General features: G+C 47.7%; 18 protein-coding genes. 7 read left to right on the top strand and 11 right to left on the bottom strand.

The window, feature by feature from the left end:
* Window positions 1-3 precede the first annotated feature (3 nt).
* Entirely contained in the window at window positions 4-1,230 is a 1,227-nt protein-coding gene (locus D3H65_RS28510) for an S-adenosylmethionine:tRNA ribosyltransferase-isomerase (protein ID WP_119053557.1), read from the top strand.
* Here D3H65_RS28510 and D3H65_RS28505 read toward each other — a convergent pair.
* Entirely contained in the window at window positions 1,196-2,593 is a 1,398-nt protein-coding gene (locus D3H65_RS28505; protein WP_245999612.1) for a sensor histidine kinase, read from the bottom strand. The genes D3H65_RS28510 and D3H65_RS28505 overlap by 35 nt on opposite strands.
* Window positions 2,594-2,922: 329 nt before the next feature.
* On the opposite strand from D3H65_RS28505, the gene D3H65_RS28500 reads away from it, so the two are divergent.
* Window positions 2,923-3,474, top strand: coding sequence for a YqgE/AlgH family protein (locus D3H65_RS28500; protein WP_119053555.1), 552 nt, complete (start codon window positions 2,923-2,925; stop codon window positions 3,472-3,474).
* 164 nt (window positions 3,475-3,638) lie between these two features.
* On the opposite strand, the gene D3H65_RS28495 is transcribed toward D3H65_RS28500, so the two are convergent.
* The 3 genes from D3H65_RS28495 to D3H65_RS28485 all read right to left on the bottom strand — a co-directional run bounded on the left by D3H65_RS28495 (window position 3,639) and on the right by D3H65_RS28485 (window position 6,192).
* Entirely contained in the window at window positions 3,639-4,259 is a 621-nt protein-coding gene (locus D3H65_RS28495; protein ID WP_119053554.1) for an outer membrane beta-barrel protein, read from the bottom strand.
* Window positions 4,260-4,285: 26 nt separating this feature from the next.
* Entirely contained in the window at window positions 4,286-4,921 is a 636-nt protein-coding gene (locus tag D3H65_RS28490; protein ID WP_119053553.1) for a DUF4136 domain-containing protein, read from the bottom strand.
* A 134-nt stretch (window positions 4,922-5,055) separates the two neighbouring features.
* On the bottom strand, window positions 5,056-6,192 hold the full coding sequence (locus tag D3H65_RS28485; RefSeq protein ID WP_119053552.1) for an MFS transporter: 1,137 nt from the start codon (window positions 6,190-6,192) through the stop codon (window positions 5,056-5,058).
* A 313-nt stretch (window positions 6,193-6,505) separates the two neighbouring features.
* On the opposite strand from D3H65_RS28485, the gene D3H65_RS28480 reads away from it, so the two are divergent.
* Both D3H65_RS28480 and D3H65_RS28475 read left to right on the top strand, forming a co-directional pair.
* A complete protein-coding gene (locus tag D3H65_RS28480) occupies window positions 6,506-8,419 on the top strand; it encodes a PKD domain-containing protein (RefSeq protein ID WP_119053551.1) in 1,914 nt (637 codons plus the stop codon).
* A 177-nt stretch (window positions 8,420-8,596) separates the two neighbouring features.
* Entirely contained in the window at window positions 8,597-9,199 is a 603-nt protein-coding gene (locus D3H65_RS28475; protein ID WP_119053550.1) for a hypothetical protein, read from the top strand.
* A gap of 8 nt (window positions 9,200-9,207) precedes the next feature.
* On the opposite strand, the gene D3H65_RS28470 is transcribed toward D3H65_RS28475, so the two are convergent.
* From D3H65_RS28470 to D3H65_RS28445, 6 genes are all read right to left on the bottom strand, one after another.
* Window positions 9,208-9,882 (bottom strand): M24 family metallopeptidase, encoded by a 675-nt coding sequence (locus D3H65_RS28470; protein WP_119053549.1) that lies wholly within the window; start codon window positions 9,880-9,882, stop codon window positions 9,208-9,210.
* Between the two features lie 79 nt (window positions 9,883-9,961).
* Entirely contained in the window at window positions 9,962-10,531 is a 570-nt protein-coding gene (locus D3H65_RS28465) for a Crp/Fnr family transcriptional regulator (RefSeq protein ID WP_119053548.1), read from the bottom strand.
* 119 nt (window positions 10,532-10,650) lie between these two features.
* A complete protein-coding gene (locus tag D3H65_RS28460; RefSeq protein ID WP_162915857.1) occupies window positions 10,651-11,244 on the bottom strand; it encodes an HAD family hydrolase in 594 nt (197 codons plus the stop codon).
* The gene (locus D3H65_RS28455; protein WP_119053546.1) at window positions 11,241-11,972 is read right to left on the bottom strand and encodes an SDR family oxidoreductase; all 732 of its coding nucleotides are present in this window, start codon (window positions 11,970-11,972) and stop codon (window positions 11,241-11,243) included. The genes D3H65_RS28460 and D3H65_RS28455 overlap by 4 nt, the downstream gene beginning before the upstream one ends.
* 13 nt (window positions 11,973-11,985) lie before the next feature.
* On the bottom strand, window positions 11,986-13,320 hold the full coding sequence (locus tag D3H65_RS28450) for an FAD-binding oxidoreductase (RefSeq protein ID WP_119053545.1): 1,335 nt from the start codon (window positions 13,318-13,320) through the stop codon (window positions 11,986-11,988).
* A 15-nt stretch (window positions 13,321-13,335) separates the two neighbouring features.
* Window positions 13,336-14,241 (bottom strand): decaprenyl-phosphate phosphoribosyltransferase, encoded by a 906-nt coding sequence (locus tag D3H65_RS28445; RefSeq protein ID WP_119053544.1) that lies wholly within the window; start codon window positions 14,239-14,241, stop codon window positions 13,336-13,338.
* Window positions 14,242-14,619: 378 nt separating this feature from the next.
* Here D3H65_RS28445 and D3H65_RS28440 point away from each other — a divergent pair, with 378 nt between their 5' ends.
* Complete coding sequence (locus D3H65_RS28440) at window positions 14,620-16,239, top strand: hypothetical protein (RefSeq protein ID WP_119053543.1); 1,620 nt, start codon at window positions 14,620-14,622, stop codon at window positions 16,237-16,239.
* Between the two features lie 53 nt (window positions 16,240-16,292).
* On the top strand, window positions 16,293-17,585 hold the full coding sequence (locus D3H65_RS28435; protein WP_119053542.1) for a hypothetical protein: 1,293 nt from the start codon (window positions 16,293-16,295) through the stop codon (window positions 17,583-17,585).
* 394 nt (window positions 17,586-17,979) lie between these two features.
* Here the strand turns inward: D3H65_RS28435 and D3H65_RS28430 are convergent, their stop codons facing one another.
* Window positions 17,980-18,318: a HigA family addiction module antitoxin gene (locus D3H65_RS28430; RefSeq protein ID WP_211345567.1), complete on the bottom strand. Its 339-nt coding sequence runs from the start codon at window positions 18,316-18,318 to the stop codon at window positions 17,980-17,982.
* A gap of 105 nt (window positions 18,319-18,423) precedes the next feature.
* On the opposite strand from D3H65_RS28430, the gene recG reads away from it, so the two are divergent.
* Complete coding sequence (recG, locus tag D3H65_RS28425; RefSeq protein ID WP_245999611.1) at window positions 18,424-20,655, top strand: ATP-dependent DNA helicase RecG; 2,232 nt, start codon at window positions 18,424-18,426, stop codon at window positions 20,653-20,655.
* Window positions 20,656-20,723 lie beyond the last annotated feature (68 nt).

Genomic DNA, 20,723 nt, shown 5'->3' with positions numbered 1-20,723 from the left:
AATATGCATCCCAAGAGTTTAGCCATTAAGGATTTTACGTATGAATTGCCGGAAGAGCGGATTGCCAAATATCCCCTGCCGGAGCGAGACAGCTCAAAGCTGCTCATATACAACCAGGGCAAGATCACCGAAGATACCTATCGCCACATCGATCAATACCTGCCATCCGATTCGTTGCTGCTGTTCAACAATACCAGGGTGGTAGAAGCGAGGTTACTGTTCCAGAAACCAACGGGTGCTTCCATTGAGGTCTTTTGCCTGGAACCGCATCCCCGGTATCCGGATATCACCACCGCCATGACGCAAAAAGAACGGGTAACCTGGATGTGCCTGATCGGCGGCGCTTCCAAATGGAAAACCGGTCAGCTATTGGAAAAGAAGATCCCACACGGCGATAAAACAATCGTCCTACAGGCCCAATACCTGGAAAAAATAAAGGATAGCTTTGCCATTGAATTGTCCTGGACACCCTCCTCCCTGAGTTTTGCGGAAGTACTGCACATAGCCGGCATGATCCCCCTGCCGCCCTATATCAAACGGGCTGCCGAATCGGGAGATGCCACCCGCTACCAAACCATCTATGCCCTCACGGAAGGGTCAGTAGCTGCCCCCACTGCCGGACTACACTTTACCGAAGCGCTCTTCGAAAGGATGCAGGCAAAAAATATCCGGCGCAGCTATGTCACCCTGCATGTAGGGGCCGGTACCTTTCAGCCGGTAAAAAGCGAAAACATGGAAGGGCACAATATGCACGCGGAATTTATTGATATACCCACGACCCTGATCCAACAGCTCATTGATTATGCCGGCAGGTTCATCACCGTGGTAGGCACCACTTCCCTGCGTACGGTAGAAAGCCTCTACTGGCTGGGGGTAAAAACGATCCTCACACCTGCTATTGCTCCCGCAGAACTGACGGTGCACCAGTGGGACGCTTATGAACTGAAGGCAGACCATATTTCGGTGCAGGAAGCACTGACCTCCCTGCTGCAGTATATGAAAAAACAACAATGGGAACGGCTCATCACGCGCACACAATTATTAATTACGCCGGGGTATACCATCCGCATTCCAAAAGCCCTGGTAACGAATTTCCATCAGCCCCAATCCACCTTGCTATTGCTGGTGGCAGCATTTGTGGGAACCAAATGGAAAAACATTTACAAGCATGCACTGGAACATGAATTCCGGTTTCTTAGCTATGGTGATGGATGTCTGCTGTTTCGCTAACAGCTTTCTTTTTGAGCAGTGGCAATTCGAGGGTGAAGGCTGAACCTCTACCGAGTACGCTTTCCACTTTGATCTTTCCATTGTGGGCGTCTACGATGGTTTTGACATAGCTCAGGCCAAGGCCAAACCCTTTTACATTATGGATATTACCGGTGTGGGCCCGGTAGAATTTCTCGAAGATACGGCGCACGGTTTCCTTGCTCATACCAATACCATTGTCTTCTACCCGGATCACTAAATTCTTATTGGTACTGTGCGTGGTTATTTTCAACTCCAGGTTATCCTTTGAATATTTAACGGCATTGTCGATAAGGTTGGAGATCAGGTTGCGGAAATGCACCGGATCGGCTTCTATATAATCCTGGCGGGCGCTCAGGTTCAGGTCGGCCGACCCATTCTTGTCCTCCAGTTGCAAGGTATAGTTGTCCATGATCTCATGGATCAGGTCGTGCACATGAAGGGGCTGCTTGTTCAATTGCAGTTCCTGCCTGTCCATCACCGCTGCCTGCAAAATGGTTTCTACATGCTTGTTCATCCGCTTGTTCTCTTCCTTGATGATACTGCTGAAATAGTCCATCTTGGTGCGGTCCTGCAATACTTTGTCATTACGCAGGGCATCCACCGCCAACGATATGGTGGCGAGGGGCGTTTTAAACTCATGCGTCATGTTATTGATGAAATCATTCTTGATCTCACTCAGCTTTTTCTGGCGCAATAAGGCTGTGACAGTCACATAAAAGGCCGCAATGATCATGATGGTAAAAAACACAGCACCCACGATCATCCATTTCATCTGTTGCAGGATAATCTTTTTTACGTTCGGTACGATTACCGACATGATCTCTTCCGGCACCAGGTTTTCCAGGTCACTGCCGCTGGGTGGCTGGAAGATGTAAATAAACATCATGTTATTACCCGTGGTGGTATCGATATCTTCCTCAGCTTTGAGGTATCCCTTGGATTTAAGTTCAAAAGATAGCAGGTTCAGATTGGAAGTAATAGCAAATTCAAATTTCAGGTTGTGCAATCCCTGGTTGTCAAATGCCTTGCGCAACTTTTCGTTTACTTCAAATTCGGTGAACTTCTGGGCAATGGTGGGAGGCTTCATCAGTTCCATCTGGAACTGTTCGGAAGGCCAGGTAAAGTTGGGTTTGGTGCGGTAGTTTTTCAAAGAGGGAAGGGTTCCTTTCTGGTCCATGAGCAGTTTGCCCACATCGTCCATGCCACGCGTCATTTTCCACTTGAACTCTTCCTGTTTATCTATCAGCATTGTTTGCAGCCAGTTGTACTGCACATAAATGGTTCCTATCAGCGATAAGCTGATCAATACAATGATGACAGGAAATACTTTCCGTAATTGCAACTGATATGATTTTAACGCCACGTCCATTTACCTGCCTGTTACTCAACTACTCCGTCACAGCGCGAGTCCTGGTTTTCGTCAATTTATCCTGCAGGTAATTTACAATCGGCAAATTTAATAAACTGGTTACAGAACCGCCACCCATACAGGTTCGGCGGATTTGATTTAACTAAGTTTTACCATGGTACAGCACATTGCCGCCCTCCGGCTGGCTCCGCCAGCACGTATTCTGCTGTGTACCTGACCGCTAACTTATGAAGTTTTACCTAACGAATCCCATTTTTTAAACAATCATTTTGCCAGCAGTATATAAATCTTAATTTAGAAATATGATAAAACCGGGACCTGGGACGCTGTTGATAGCCGAGCCTTTTTTGAAAGACCCTAACTTCATGCGCACCGTTGTATTCCTTTGTGATCACCAGGATGAAGGCAGTTTTGGATTTGTGCTAAACCGGGCTTATGAGCACACGCTGAATGAGTTAATGAATAACCTGGATGAGTTAAAATTGCCTGTTTTCTACGGCGGCCCCGTTCAGATGGACACCATTCATTTTTTGCACCAATACCCCACCCTGATCCCCGGCTCCTTCCAGGTACTGGACGGTATTTACTGGGGCGGTGATTTTGAAACGGCTATCAATCTTATCCGTGATGGATCGATCGATGTGGCCAAGATCCGCTTCTTTATTGGCTATTCCGGCTGGGGCAGCGGCCAGTTGAATGACGAATTGAAAGAAAACTCCTGGCTTACCGCCGAAGCAACCAAGAAACTGGTATTCCACCGCAATACCGATGAGATCTGGAAAGATGCCTTAAAACATCTTGGCGGCGACTATGAAATGATGGCCAACTTCCCAATCGACCCACAACTGAATTAGGACGGCAATCGACAGTCGGCAATCGTGAATGGAACTCCCGAATAAAGCAGAGCTGCCTGTGATCTTAACGGGCATTAATAAACATCAATCCTCTGGTATATAAAAAACGAGGCCCCGCCGATAAATGGCAGGGCCCTCTCATCAAACTTTCAGCACCTAAAAATCTATTGTAAGGGGAATTTGACGCCAATACCGGCGCCCCAATTATCCATTCCCTGAAGATCATTGTAATTGACCGGCATGTAATTGTAGTCGGCCCGCAGGGTAATACCCGCCGGACCACCCTTTCTGAAAGGAACAAATACACCGGCTTCGGGCCTTGCGGCAAAACCAAACTTGTTCTTACTGCTGCCAAACTCTCCCAGGTATTGACGATAGAGGATGAGGTTACCACCTACTCCTACGCCCACATAAGGTTGTACTCTTGCTTCGGGCGTGAAATTGTACTGTACCTGCGCCAATAAAGGAATGGCCTGAACAGAGTTGGAAAGCACGGCCGAAATATCGCCGCCACCTTCCAGTTTATACACCTGGCGCGGGTATTTCTGGTAAAAATCCTGGAACCCGGTTCCAAAACCTACGGACAACTTATCATTGATCCCATATAAAAGACTGGCAGCCCAGCTGCGATAAGATGTTTTATTTACGAAGTCTTTAAAATCACCCGTGGGCGTATTGATCGAATAATTGATATTAAGATTCAACCGGCCCTCCTGTGCGTGTAGGGCGCCTGCTGTAAAAAGACCTGCTATCAGCACCGCTATTATTTTATAGGAAGTTTTCATTGTTATAATCTTTTAAGTGCAGGGAATTATTGATTCGCTTTGAAATATCCGGACTGATCAAACAGGCTGTTGATATGACCAGGTACATTGGCCGTGCGGAAAACACCGGAGCCGCGTACCAATCCCATCCACACACCTTTGATCTTTTTATCGGCGCCTGCATCTTTCAGATCGAGTGCATCAATAGAAAGCGCTCCTTCTCTGATCTGGTAAGTACCATAGTAAGCGGGAAATCCATAACCATAACCCGGATAACCCCAATAGAAAGGATCCCAGTAGCCATAATAAGCACCCCAATAATCAGGATAACTTACAATGCCTGTAGAGGTATTATAAATTCTGCTGACGTTAATACCCAGATCAGGGTCCTGGCTTTTATTCACCAAAGTATATCCTTGTTGTCCCATCCTCGCTTTTACTGCTGCGATCACTGCTGCATCATAATCCGTGATGGCTTTCTGCGTCAGTTGATTGTTATTGATCACCGACACAGAATCGACTATACTGAATGTTTTATACGCGCTAAAAGATGCTGTGCTATCGTAGTTGGTGATGTAGATGCGGCTCTCGTCTTCATTGATATTGTTGAGCGGTTCCTTAGTACAACTGCCCAACAATCCCATGACCGCCGCCGCGCTAATCGTTAAAAATATGTTTTTCATTGCATTGTTTTTACGCCTATTAGACGGAAAAAGAGGTGCCAGGGTTTATTGAAAAGGAAGACTTAACAGGGCTATAACAGTTGTTAAAAGGGCATTAAAAAACGTGGACAAAAATTTAATGAGGAGAGAGGCATTCACACTTTCACTTTACGGCAGAGCCATAAAATGATCATACCAAGGAGTGACAGCAACATCAGTGCGATGCGCAGGCCTGTTTGATGGGCAATAAAACCAATCATGGGCGGCCCCACCAGGAAACCGGAGAAACCTACTGTACTCACGGCGGCCAATGCCGCACTGGTGCTCATGGTAGAAGTTTTGGCGCTCAGGCTATATACAATAGGTATCACCGTAGCCACACCAAAACCGATCAATCCAAAACCAATAATAGCAGTGATGGGATAAGCAAGCAAGGTGGCCATTAGCAGACCTGTAGTGATGAGTATACCATCGAGCATCAACGCCCCTTTATAACTTAGCCGGCCAATGATGGCATCACCGATCAATCTTCCCAGGGCCATCATACAGGCAAAGACCATATAACCGGTGGTACTTACCCGGTTCAGGTCATTCAACACCTGTTTATAGTATAAGGAACTCCAATCAGCCATGGCGCCTTCACAAATAGCGCAGCAAAAACAGATAGCGCCCAATAGCCAAAGCATTTTGTCGGGCCAGGCAAATAACTTCTGTTCACCGGCCGGCCTGGCTTTCCTGATGAGGTAAAAGACCGATACCAGTGAAAGGGTTGTCACCACAATGGCTACTATTAAGAAATGTTGAATGGTAGTAGCGCCCGTCTTCATGGTATAACCTCCCAGTGCAGCGCCTGTCATAGCACCAATACTCCACAAACCATGGAAGGAAGAGAGCAGTGATTTATTATACATTTCTTCCTGCACCAGCAAGGCCTGTGTGTTCATAGCAATATTGAGCACATTGCCACAAAAGCCAAACAGGAACAAAGCGGTGGACAAAAGAAAGATAGTATTACTGAATCCAATGCACAACAATACCAGTGCATAAGCAATGGCGGCTCCAAAGTTCATGATCCTGCTGCCCAGCACCGATACTGCCCATCCTGCAAAGGGAAGCGCCACCAGGGCGCCAAGCGGCAGCATGAACAATACTGCACCCAGTTCAGCTTCATTGAGGTTGAACTGGTCTTTGATAGCAGGGATACGCGAGGCCCAGGTAGCAAATACAAACCCGCATACAAAAAAGAAGCAGGAGGCGGCGATGCGATGTGTGCGGGGTTTGTAGTTGGTCATGCTGGCGCAAAGATAAATGGACAATCATGATAAATACCGCTTATATGTATGAATTGCGCTAAGTCAAATGACAGGCGGCCGGATGTTATTTTCCGGACAAGGATTTTACCAGCTTCCCTATGAGAGATTTACGATGCCCCTGCAAAACCCCTCGATTTTGGTTGTTTTCCCGAATAGTAACACATCCTGGCCCCGTATGGTATAGTAATTGTTGAATTAGGGCAGGTACATTAATCCGTATCGGGGTACTGTGTAATGGTCGGCATTATATAGTAAGATCAACCCCTTGTTCTTTACCCAAAATCGATCCTCTATGAAAACCACTTTACTCATGGCAGGCATTCTCCTGTCTGTACTTGCTTCGGGCCAGCAGGTAGCAAAAGGTCTCACAGCAGCGAATGGCACTTTCATCGGCTTCTACCAGTACACACCTGTTGATTACAATCCTACCGGCGAAAAGTATCCCCTCATCATCTTCATGCACGGTATGGACGAGCGCGGCAACGGTACTACCGAACTATCGAAGGTAACCGTCAATGGTATTCCCAAGTACATCAAGGCCGGGCATAAGATGCGTTTTTTCTGGAATGGCAAATGGCAAACCTTCCTGGTATTATCACCACAGCTGAGTAAGAACTACGGCTGGTGGTATAATTTCTACACCGAAGAAATGATCAAATATGCGAAGGCCAATCTGAATGTCGACACCAATCGTATTTCGCTGGTAGGCCTTAGCCTTGGTGGCGGTGGTGTATGGGATTATCCCGGAGAAAAGCCGTCAAACGGCAGGCAGCTGAATGCGATTGCCCCCTGCTGCCCTACCTGTCAAACCAATAATTATTGTAACCTGGCCGATGCCAAATTACCCATCTGGGCATTCCATGCCATCAATGATGGTACCACACAAGCCAACTGTACCAGCGCCATTGTGAATGGTATCAATACTACTTGTAATGCCGCTGAAAAAGCCTACATGACCATGTATCCCGATGGCGGCCATGGTGTGTGGGACAGGGCATTTGATACGGTATACAGATACCAAAACCCCAATGTATACGAATGGCTGCTGGGTAAAGATAAAAGCAAGCCGGTGAATGTGCGCCCGATTGCCAATGCAGGTCCCAACTTCACCATCTCTGCTACCAAAGGGTATGCCTACCTCAGTGGCGCCCATTCTTCGGATGCGGATGGTAAAATAGAACGGTATATATGGAAACAAACCTCAGGCCCCTCCAACAGTGCTATAGTAACTTCCGTTTCTACCAATGGATTGACCAGGATAAATAGTCTTACCACGGCCGGCAACTATGTATTTGAATTGACAGTAGTGGACGACCGGGGTGATTTTGTAAAAACGTCGGTCACCATTTCAGTAACCAGTGGCGTAGCTTCCAATATACCGCCGGTAACAGAAGCTGGTGACAATATCAACACGGCTATATCCAGCACTACCCTGCATGGCAGCGACTCTTATGATCCGGATGGTTCGGCCCTGACGTACAAGTGGACCAAAAAATCAGGCCCTGCTGTATTCTCGCTTTCCAATGATGCAGTAGCCAATCCCGATCTTACCAACCTGCTGCTGGGTACTTATGAGTTCCAATTGGAGACCACAGATGCGCAGGGAGCCACCACGCAGGACATTGTAGCGGTATATTCTTCTGCTACCATGCTCCCCAACAGACTTTCTTATTTTAAAGGAAATAATAATGCGGGCGCTACGAAACTGGTATGGGCTACAGCGCAGGAACAGGACAACGATCATTTTGAGGTAGAACGCAGTACCGATGGAAAAAGCTTTACCACCATTGGTATTGTTGCCGCAGGTGGCAACAGCATGCTTCAACAAACCTATTCCTATACCGATCAGCAGGATAATGGCGGTGTCTGGTACTACCGGTTGAAACTGGTGAATGCAAGCGGCCAAACAACCTTGTATTCCACTTTAGTACGTATAGAAAACAATCAGCCCAAAGTCAGACTGGAGTATTTCCCCAATCCTGTGGTGGATAATATGTCGGTACTGATCAATGATGAACACAAAGGCATGTTGCAGCTGCGCCTCCTCAGTATGGATGGCAAAGCCATATTGCAAAAACAGTATATGAAGAAAGAAGAGCTCATTACCACGGTAATGAATGTAAAGCAACTGGTACCCGGCATTTACCTGCTGGAAGTAACCATTGGCGATCAACTGCACGAGATCAGGAAGGTCGTAAAGAAATAATCGCTGATTACGCAGATTAGAACGGATTTCACAGATTGATACAAACCAATATAGATTAAAGAGCTTTTTGGAGCGAAACACACCATGAATGATGATTTCCACGCCGGGCCGCTTAGTGCGGCCTGGCTCTTTTTACGGAATTAATAATATATTCGTTTGGTTAAATAGCCATCGAATATGAAAGCAACCAAACGCACTGGTGTATCCCTGCTAGCTATACTACTTACCTGCTGCCTGCAGGCGCAAAACAACTACCCGCTCAACATTGTTGCGAAGACCAACCATCCCCGGGAGGTCCAGACCAAAGAACAATTGATCAGGCTGATGAATGTATACGATCTATCGAAGTGGACCTTTACCAAAACAGTCAATATTGAAAATGGCTTTAATGTAGTACCGCATAGTCACCCTGTATTGACCCTCAATACCCGGCACCTGAGAGATGATGAATTGTTACTGGCCACCTATATCCATGAACAGCTTCACTGGTTCATCGATACAGCGGCCGGCAGCAAGGCTGCTTTTAATGAAATTAAAGCATTGTACCCCCATCCGCCGGAAGCCTTGCCACAAAGCAGCGGTGACAGCACCAGCACCTGGTACCATATACTCATTTGCTACCTGGAGTACAGGGCATTGGTACAATTGATAGGAGAACTCAAAACATTCCAGGTGATCAGTTTCTGGCAACAGGATCATTATACCTGGATCTATAAAGAAGTATGGGAAAACAACCAAAAACTGGAAGGTATTATCCAGAAACACCGGCTGATCCCTTAACCTGTTGTTTAGGTTAACAACTGTTCAAAAAAGCCACCGATCTGTCTTTGGCGATCCACAAAATGTATCTCCAGTATCCAGTTCCGCTTATTGCCATTGGCATCGGGCAGAAACATATCATTGAGATTGCCCGGGTGAACATACAAGCCATAGTTGCCCGGCTCTAATCTTTCATGGGGAAACTGCCCAATCAGGTGGCCAGCGATCTCACCACCATATTCCCAGCCATATTTACGGGCCAGGCCTTCTACGTATGAAAAATAATCGGCCCCGGTCAACGTAGTTTGCTGGCCAAACCACTCCTTCCCTTCCTGCCAGGCAGTTTCCACATCCTGTTGCAGTTTTCGTTTAAAGGGATCATTGCCTACCACATAGGTCCTTCCAAAATCGGCTTCCCAATCTTCTACGATCGGACCAAAATCAAAGAAGAGGATGTCATCATCCTGAATCGTAAGATTGGGCGGATTCTCATTATAGGGATGCAAGGTATTGGGGCCACTTCTTACGATCCTTTTGTGCCAGTACTTTTTGATACCAAACAGCTCTTCTGCCAGTTGAAAGACTTCATCGTTCAGTTGTTTCTCTGTTTTCCCTGGCTGGATAAGGTGCCTCTTCTCAATCTCACCAAACAGTTGCGCTGCAATGTGCTCCGCTTCTACTAATTGTTGTTTTTGAATTGTCATATAGAACCAGTTTAGAAGCCAAAGCTACAGCTATCTGTTTTCCGATAAGTTGTCACAGGATAACTAATAGCTCCGGGAATTATTTTACTTTTCTTCTTATCCTGCTAAGGGAGGTGGGCGTAACGCCGATAAAGGATGCCAGGTATTTCTGAGGTATCTTTTGCAGGTATTCCGTTTGAAGCAGCAGGTCTTTGTACCTTTTCTCTGCACTATCTTTTTGAAGGGAAGTAAAACGGGTAAGGAGGCTCAACACAGCCACTTCCCAATACCTTCTCATCATTTCCTGCAAGGCAGGATGTTTGGCGCATAAGGCTTCCATGTCTTCTTTGGGAAGGTACAACACGGTACTATCTTCAATGGCCTGGATGGCATACGCGGAGGGAGTATTACTCAAATAGCTGGATATCTCGATGGCCGAATTGCTGCTGAATGCAAACCATACGGATACCTCCTGTTTTTCACCAGTATAATACAGGCGCAGACAACCGCTTTTTACGAAGCTAAAGTAACGGCACACCTGGCCTTCTTTGAGTAAGAAACTGTTCCTGGCTATTTTCTTTTCTTTGAAGCTGGCGGTAAAGTCTACTAATACGGGCTCAGGGATCTGAGCATATTGTGAAAGAAATTGACTTAGTTCCGGCTGCAGCATTGATTATTCATTAATGATTATTGATTATTGCCCTGGCCCTACCGTTGTATAAGAAGTAAGTTACTCCCAGGCAGCAGTTTTAAGGCTCAGCCAATAATCAATAATTAATAATAAGTAATTTACCTGAATGGCTGGTAAAAAGAATGCGTGCCCAGGGCCAGCATGGGCTTGTCGCCGCTGGTATCGCCATAGCAATATACTTCTTTCCAGGCAGTAAGGTCATAGGCCTCCCTGATACGGCGCACCTTTTCTTCTCCGTGGCAGTTATTGCCCTTTATCTTACCGGTGATCTTACCGTTGTTAACTTCCAGTTGTGTGCCCAGCAATTTTACCTGGTGCTCCCTGCACCAGGGCTGCAGCCAGTTTTCGGGAGATGCCGAAACGATCACCACCTCGGCGCCAGCTTTCTTTAATTTGTCTATTTCCGTCAGCGCCTTGCTGCGCACCAGCGAAGGAATGATCTCTTTGGCAAACTGTTCGCAAAAAGCATTGAACGCTTCTGCTTTCATACCACCAAAGAAGAGCTTAAGTGTCATCTCCTTGGCCAGTTGATTGGAAATAATCCCAGCCTTATAAGCCACCAGGAAAGGACTATTGAGCAGGAAGCCCAGGTAGAACCTGGCTTTTCCATGCCGGTATTTAAAGATCTCCAGCAGGGTATCTTTGGTGGTAATGGTACCGTCAAAATCGAAGAAGGCAATAGGCTGACTCACAATTTCAGTTTTTTGAACATGAATTCCGGGATACTCTTGATGATGAGCATGATCCAGCGCCAGAACCACTTTACATACACCACATTCTTCTTGCCGGCTACAGCTTTATAGACTGTGTTGGCCACTTGCTCCGGCTGGGCTGTAAGCAATGGCGGCAGGGTGAGGTTTTCTGTCATGCGGGTATACACAAAACCAGGTTGCACGCTTACCACATGCACATTCTCGGGAAACATACGGTTGCGCAGTCCCGATAAGTAAGCGGTGAAACCAGCTTTGGCACTGCCATAAATATAATTGCTTTGCCGGCCCCGCTCACCGGCCACAGAACTGATACCGGCAATCACGCCTTTCTTCTGTGCTGCATAGTAATTGCTTACTACATTGAGTATGGACACGGCCCCGGTATAGTTGGTATGGATGATCTTTTCTGATTCTGCCCAATTGGCCCGGGCAGTTTCATTTTCACCCAGGTAACCAAATACGCATACGGTAATATCGGGTTTCACCGGCAGTTGGTCGAAGAATGCCTGGTGGGAATTAAAGTTGAGGGCATCAAATTCGTGCACCGTACAAGTGGTATTGTAGCGGATAGCGATATCCGACTGCAAAGGCTGCAGTCTTTGTATATTTCGTGCAGCCAGCTGAATGGCATGCCCTTCCCCGGCATATTTTTTTGCGATAGCCACGGCCATATCAGACGCGGCCCCTAAGATCAATACAGTAGACATGCGATACAGTTCATTAATTGGTGGTCAATAATAACCGGTCCGATTGGGTAGAACGTATCTTACCGTCCGGGTTATATTTCTTTACGATAGCTTTAAATTCATCCAGCCGTGGATAGCCAGCTTCCAGTACTTCAGGTTTCATACGGGCATCCTTGCTCATATAGAGACGGCCGCCATACTTCAACACGATCTGGTCCAACTCATCCAGGAATTCAAACAGTCCTTTGCGCACCGGAATATCCAGCGCCAGGGTATATCCTTCTTCCGGGAAGGAGATCAGGCTTTCCTGTTTGCCAAATACCTTCAGTACAGCGAGGAAGGAGCCAATGCCTTCCTGACTTATACGCTGCAATATTTCGATCAATCCCTGCTTGGCATGCATGGGCACTACAAACTGGTATTGAATAAATCCTTTTTTACCATAACCGCGGTTCCAGTGCAGGATCGCATCCAGCGGGTAATAGAAGGGCTCATACCCCACTACGTTGTTGATCTCCTTTTTGAAATTCTTACCGTAGTACAGGAAGTTAAATGCTTTTACCGTAAAGGTGTTGAGCACCCAGGAGGGCAGGTTGAAAGGGAAAGTGATCTGCTTCTTTTTGGGCAATTGCAGCGGGTCCTTGCGCTGCTTGTCATTCAGATCATCCACGGTAGCATGTTCTCCCAGTATCAGGATACTGCGGCCAAAGCCTTTGCCTTTTTTGAGGCAGTCGATCCAGGCCACGGAATATGTATAGTCTTTGTATTCATCAAACAGGCGGATGATGTGTTCCAGGTTATCGGCCTTGATCTGCTTTTGTTTGATGTAGGAGGTCTCGATCTTTTTGAGGCGGAATTTCACCCGGCTGATCATACCGGTAAGGCCCATGCCGCCGCAGGTAGCTTCAAACAGGTCGGCATGTTGTGTGGGAGAACAGGTCAATACCTGGCCATTGGCGAGTACCACATCCATATCTACTATATGATTGGAGAAGGAACCATCTACGTGGTGGTTTTTACCGTGTACATCACTGCCTACAGCGCCGCCTACCGTGATGAACTTGGTGCCCGGCGTTACCGGCAGGAACCAGCCCTTGGGCACGATCACTTCCAGTATCTGGTCCAGCACCAGGCCGCTCTGGCATTCAAACACGCCTTGCTGTGTATCGAAAGAAAGTATCTTATCGTATTTAAGGGTAGAAATGGTTTGACCGCCCAGGGAGGCATCACCATAACAGCGGCCATTCCCACGGGGAATAAAGTGGTGGGAATCCTTTACGAGTTGCTGCAACTGGTCATCAAAGCTGAACTGTTGTTCATTACTTTCCATCACGGGGTAGTTTCCCCAGTTGGCAATTTCTTTTTTCATGCGAATAGTCGTTTTTTATTTGTCGAATACATGCATATCCTTCAGATAAAGGATAAAATAAAAACTGGCTATCCATAGAACGAGGGTAAGCTGAATGAAACGGTCTTTATAAAGGATTTCGGTAGGTGAACCTGCTTTGTTCAGGACGAAGGTAATTTGCAAATATCGCATAATACCCGCGATCACGAACAGGGATGTATAATATAAGCGGTGGCCAAACTCTTTGTACAAGGCGCCTGATACGGTGTAATTGATATAGGACACGATCAGGATGGCGCAAAAAAGCCCCAGCAGGGTATTGAGGAATTCCAGGCTATAGCCTTTGATGGCTTTCCGCATATCGGTGCCGGTAGACACTTTCAGCATCACATCATCGCGCCTTTTGGCAATGGCCATGAACAAGGCCAGCAGGAAGGTCATGATGATGAGCCACTCGGTGGTATGGATATCACCCAGCGCTGCACCGCCTTTTACCCGCAATACAAAGCCGGCAGATACGATCAGGATATCAACGATGGAGATATTCTTCAATCCAAAGCAATAGCCCAGGTTGAGCAGGTAATAGATACCGATAATGAACAGGAACTTGAAAGTAGGGTCAAGCAGGTAGCTGATACCCAGGCCGGCAATAGCCAGCAGGATACAGATAGCCAGCCCTGTTCCTTTCTTTACTTTGCCGGATGCCAGCGGCCGCTTGCTCTTTTTGGGATGCTTGCGATCGTCCTCGATGTCCCTGTAATCGTTAATAATGTAGATACTACTGGCAAGGAAGCTAAAAGCAATAAAGCCGCCAATCAGCAACAAAAATTGCTCTTTGAACTCCGAGGGGTTAAACAATTTGCCTGCAAAGAAAGAGGGGATGAACAGGAAAAGGTTTTTTGCCCAGTCTTTAGGTCGTAATAATTTGATATAATCCCGCATTGATCGTCTATTCCGGGCACAAGATACAGCACAAAAAGCGCTAATGCAAGCCCCCGGGGTTGTCAGATGTCATGAAATAAAGATAAATTCACAGCCGGGGCCTTAATTACCCAATCCCCATTAGGAGCGGGAACACAGGCAGATAGCGTAAGCTGCCCCTTAGCCCTGCCTGGGCAAGGGGTCTCGAGAGGCTTCTTCGATCAAAGGTGGGCGGCCCTGCCTTACGGCTTTTGCAGCGCTGCAGGGCGACTCACCTTCGTCACCGGCAGACCCAAACCAACAAACGCCTTATAATTACTTGCAATTTATTTTATCATAGGCTACTTTCGCGTAACCTTAAACCGCCATCCGGCATCGCTTCATCACATTACAACCGATATGAAACGAATTCTTTCCTATTCAGAGATACTGGTCATTGTCATCATTGCCATGGTACCGGTATTTGCCAGCTTCCCCTACCGTATTAATATTTTTCTCTCCTGGGAAGGGGCTTACCGCATGTACACGGGACAAGTGCCGTATAAGGATTTCGGTATGCCGGTTGGCTATATGTACTGGGTGATCCCGGCCATGTTCTTCAAAATATTCGGTCCGCAGCTGATCACCCTCATCAAGGCACAGGCCTTTATTAACCTGCTGTCCGGGCTGGCCTTCCGCTCTATTTTCAAGAGCCTGGGCGTGCAGCCGGGTGTCCGTTTTTCGGCAGTGCTGGTCTTCTGCCTTTCTTATACGTTTTTCAATTACTGGCCCTGGTACAACCATACCGTCATCGTGTATGAATTGATTGGCCTGGCCTTCCTCATGAAGTATATCTTTTCCCCGGCCAGCAAGTGGAAATATGCCTCGCTGGTAGCATCGGGCTTTTTCATATTCTGTTCTTTCTTTACCAAGCAGGATGGTGGTGGCCTGGCGCTGCTCATTTGCCTGGCTTTATTAGGGTACCTGGCCCTTACAGAAAAGAAGTGGCTGCCCCTGGTGATCTTTGCCGGCACGGTGTTCATTACCGGACTGGCCTTCATTTTGCCCGTGACGGGTACTTTTGGCTATTGGTTCAACCATGGTCAGCCGCCCCATAGTTCGCGGATGTCGATCAGTGATATATTGCGCGATTTCCTGGCGGGCTCCCAATGGCTCAAGTTTTACCTCTTCCTCATTGTATTGCTGCTGATGGTGGCGATTAAGAACTGGAAGGAGTTTTGGCTCAATAAGCAGCAAATGATCTTTACGCTGCTCACCCTTGGTATCCTGGCGCAGGCGGCCATCTTTCAGGTGACCAGCTATGTACCGGTTGACAACAATATCTTCTTTCACAGCTTTGCTTTCGTGTTCATCATTTCCCTCTTGTCGCTGTTACTGCCTATTAAGTTTGATAGCTGGAAGCCGGTGATCATCTGTGCTGCCGGTGTACTGCTTTGGTGGAGCCATGTGTACTGGCGCTATATTGACCGTTTTGTATTGAAAGGCAGCGGAGAATCCTATACCACCATGACGCACGAAGGCCATACCTATGCCAATGTGGTGAACCGCAATACGTACATGATCGGGCTGGACACCACCGATATTCCCCTCGACCAATGGCGCACGCCCAAATTAAAATCTTTCGAAAAGGTATTGCTGCCCAACCCAACGGTAGATGGGATCGAACGCCTCATGAATATGGACCTGGTGAAGAACGGCAAGAACCTGAAGGTGCTCAACATGAGTGAGCTAACGCCATTGGCGGCGGAGATCCCTTATGAACTGGAGCGCGGACCTGAATACCCGTTGTGGTTCCACAAAGGCGTGGGTATGTTTGACAAGGAAACCAATATGTTCATCAATCGTATTCAAAACAAGCATTACGACCTCGTGTTGTTTGAATACATTCCCTACCTCAATAATTTTTATCCCTTCAAAATAAGGGAAGCCCTGCAGGCCAACTACAAGAAAGTAGATGTGTTTGTAGCGCCCCGCAAGCCCAGCTCGGATGCCTGGGTGGAAGTGTATGTGAAGCCGTAAGGGACTGGGCCAAAGCATTGAATTAATTTAGTATATTTATTTAAACTAATTCAATGAAATACCTGGTGCTACCACTTACTGCAGCACTGTGCCTGTTGGGTTTTGGAGCAGGTGCGCAACAAGAGCAGGAAAGACTGGACCTTCCCGGTGATAACCTGAACCTCTATGCTGTGCTGAAGCTATTCCAGGCTTCTCCCACCCTGGAGGACTTTGAGAAATCACTGAATGATGAATCCAACAACATTAATAACCTCGACCTGAATGGGGATAATGAAACAGACTATATTGAAGTAGTGGACAACGTAGAAGGCAATGTCCACAATATTACCCTCAAAGTGGCGGTGAGCAAGGATGAGGACCAGGATGTGGCGGTGATCGTAGTGGAAAAAGACAAGGACGGACAGGCTACTATACAGGTCATAGGTGATGAAGACCTGTATGGCAAGGATTATATCATAGAACCCAATTACGATTCAGATGGCAATGCGGTTGGCGGTACACCCAACCCGGGTTACTCGGGCAGTCAAAGTACGGCCAGTGCCAGGGCCGACAACAGTAATGTAACTGTTCAATACACCACTACTTACGAGGTAGCTACCTGGCCGGTAGTGCTGTTTATGTTTCGCCCTGCCTATGTGGTGTGGCGCTCTCCCTGGTATTGGGGTTATCATCCACCCTACTGGCGGCCCTGGAGGCCGATTTACTGGCACCAGTACTATACCTATCACTATTACTGGGACTATTATTATTTCGGGCATTATCGTCGCTGGCCTCATTACCGGGTGCCCGGCTGGCGTGCCAGTTATTATGGCGGGAATAGCTTCCGCCGGAGTGCACCGCTTGTACAGGTGCGGGTTCAGCGGGGCGATTACCGGAATACCTATTCCCGGCCCGACCTGGCCAAACAAGGCTCAGCCATGTTCAAGAGAGATCATCCTAAGGCTCCTTCTGTTCACAACAGGCCGCCTAATTTCGATAAAGGGGGCAGACCGGTAAGACCAGTAGTAACCAGACCAGCCGTTACCCGGCCTACCCGGCCCGGCGGCAGCACCAACCCGGGCACAACAAGACCGGTCACCAGGCCCACCAATCCTGGTACGAGACCCGTTACCCGGCCTACCAATCCATCCACGAGGCCGGTCACCAAACCTGTCAACCCAGGCACCCAGCCGGTAACCCGACCCACCAATCCTTCCACCAGGCCCGTTACCCGGCCTACAATACGACCATCCCAGCCCTCTACAAGACCGGCCACCAGGCCATCTGTTCAGCCAGCGACACGGCCTGCAACGCGGCCTTCGCAACCCGGGACAAGACCAGCGGTCAGGCCAGCTTCGGGGCAGTAGGAGATTGAAATGAAAACTTCTTAAATCTCATAAATCTGAAAATTCTAATAGTCGTATATAACTAAAAAAAGAGGTTAAATATGTCATCAAATCTTCTGAAGAATTGGACAAAACAATAGACCCTAGCAAAGTGACCATAAGTTTAGACGAGATCGATTTTAGTAAAGATGAGTTCATTATTAAAAAACTCGCAATGGCAAATGAGACCCTCGCCAGATGCAACAAGGAATTTCCCAACGGCATGATTTTAAGAAAATAGAGCAATAATTTAACTTCCACATAATTGAAATATAAAGCCCCATCCTTGGGGCTTTTTCGTGCTTAGAAAGCATGACAGTTATATTTTTCTATCGTCTTTTTAAATTATAGAGAACCTTTATTTTCAAAGCCTGATCTACTGGGCATGGGCCGATTGCCGGTCACTTCCCGGCAAACGAAAGTGTTGTATGGAAGAACGTTTAACTTTTCTCTCTGCATGCCACAATTCATAGTTATTTTGCAGATTGATCCAAAACGCAGCAGAATTACCGAAGGCTTCGGATAACTTAACCGCTACTTCGGGACTTATGCCTGCCCGCATATTGATAATGGCAGATAAATTAGCGCGGGTCATGCCCAAACCCTTTGCAAGCTCAGTCACAGTCAGGTTACGCTCCTTCATAAAAAGCTCCCTCAAGATGACCCCAGGGTGTGATGGTGGTAATTCTCGTTTCAACATGGTGTTTTTCTCCATTAATGATAATCAAGGTAATCAACATCATAAATATCGCTGTGAGGTTGGATATACGAGTTTAAGAAGCACTTGGATTATACAAAAATCTAATACCTCCCGTTCCCATTGTTTACGCAGACAGCCGCCATCCACAGCGGCTTACCGCGCCCCTCCCACCTCCATAAAATACCCCAACACCTGAAAATGGGTTTCCACCCTTACATTTGCGGCAAAGAATTCACTATCAGTAGCAGAGGCACACATATCCTGGCCAGTCCAATTGAATACCTGAAGGGCGTAGGCCCTCAACGGGCCGAACTTTTACAGAAAGAACTGGGCATCTTCACGTTCAAAGACCTGCTGGAGCATTACCCCTATCGCCATATCGATAAGACCAAGGTGAGCCTCATCCGTGAGATCGGGCCACAAACAGACTTTATACAGATCGCCGGCCGGATCACCAGCATGGGCATCATGGGCGAAAAGCGGAGCAAAAGACTGGTGGCGGAGATCAAAGATGCCTCGGGTGTGGTAGAGCTCACCTGGTTCCAGGGCATCACCTGGATCGAAAAGATGCTGTTTGTAGGCCAGTCTTATCAGGTATTTGGGAAAGTGAGTTTTTTCCAGGGATTACCCCAGCTCACCCACCCGGAAATTGAACCGCTGGCAGAAGAAAACGCCACGGCCCGCAACTTCCTGGAACCGGTCTATTCCACCACAGAGAAATTAAAAGCCCGCGGACTGGGCGGCCGGCAGATCGCCAAGCTCACCCAGGCGCTATTTCTGCACCTGCGCGAGAAAGACCTGCCGGAAAACCTGCCAGACTACGTTTTACAACAGCTTCAATTGATGCCCCGTTACCGGGCCATCACCAATATCCACTTCCCCCCTTCCATGGAAGCCTGGACGCAGGCCATGAACCGGCTCAAATTTGAGGAGTTCTTCATTGCGCAATTGAGAATGAACCTGGTAAAATCGAGGCGACACCGGTATTCCAAAGGTGTCATATTTGGGCAGGTGGGTGATATCTTCAATACGTTTTACGAAAAATACCTGCCTTTTGAGCTCACAGGCGCCCAGAAAAGGGTGATCAAAGAGATCAGAAAGGATACGGGCAGCGGCCGGCAAATGAACCGGCTGCTACAGGGTGACGTGGGCAGCGGTAAAACCATCGTAGCCCTGCTCATTATGTTGCTCGCTGCCGATAACGGCTATCAAAGCTGCCTGATGGCCCCTACAGAGATCCTGGCCCGGCAGCACTTTGCCGGCCTCACCAAACTTCTGAAAGACCTCCCGGTGACCATCCGCATCCTCACGGGCACTACCAAGGCCAAGGAGCGCCGGGAGATACTGAAACAATTAGAGGATGGCACCATACAGCTCCTGGTAGGCACGCATGCGGTGATAGAAGATACCGTGCAGTTTAAGAACCTGGGTATGGCCATTGTGGATGAGCAGCATCGCTTTGGCGTAGCCCAACGGGCTAAATTATGGGGCAAAGCCACCATACCGCCCCATGTATTGGTGATGACAGCTACCCCCATCCCCCGCACCCTGGCCATGACGGCCTACGGCGACCTCGATTATAGCGTAATGGACGAGCTTCCTCCCAACCGAAAACCCATTTTAACCGTACATCGATATGAAACGGCGCGCAGTCAGGTAATGGGCTTTATAAAAGCAGAAATCGCCCTGGGCCGGCAGGCATACATCGTGTTTCCGCTGATCGAAGAATCGGAGAAACTGGATTATGAAAACCTGATGAAAGGATACGAAAATGTGAAGGCCTATTTTCCCGAGCCGAAGTATTGGATGAGCATGGTACATGGCCGGCAGCCTACTGATGTACGGGAAACCAATATGCAACGTTTTAAGGACAACGACACTCAAATCCTGGTGGCTACCACGGTGATAGAAGTAGGTGTAGATGTGCCGAATGCAAGTGTAATGGTGATCGAGAATGCAGAGAAATTCGGTTTATCGCAATTGCATCAGTTACGCGGACGGGTGGGTAGAGGTGCTGAAAAGAGTTTTTGCATATTATTAACAAGCACCAAACTCAACAATGATGCGCGTGAGCGGTTAAAGACGATGTGTGAGACCACGGATGGGTTTAAAGTGGCGGAAAAAGACTTAGAATTGCGTGGCCCGGGCGATATTGAGGGTACCCGGCAGAGTGGTGCACTGAATTTCAAACTGGCCAATATTTTGCAGGACAGGCAATGGCTGGAAGCCGCCCGGGAAGTGGCAGAAAAGATCGCAGATAATGACCCCGATTTGAGTGCCCCGGAAAATGCGCGGCTGCTGGAATACCTGCAATCGCTGAAGGGTAAAACGGCCTGGAGTAAGATTTCGTAATTTGCATATCAGGTTCAACATTCGATATACTGTATCCGGTATCTATGAAAAAACAAGCTACTCTTTAT

This window comes from Paraflavitalea soli (genome assembly GCF_003555545.1).
GTDB lineage: Bacteria > Bacteroidota > Bacteroidia > Chitinophagales > Chitinophagaceae > Paraflavitalea > Paraflavitalea soli.
Note: the sequence above shows the minus strand (reverse complement) of the source record. Positions and strands in the feature narration are given on the sequence as shown.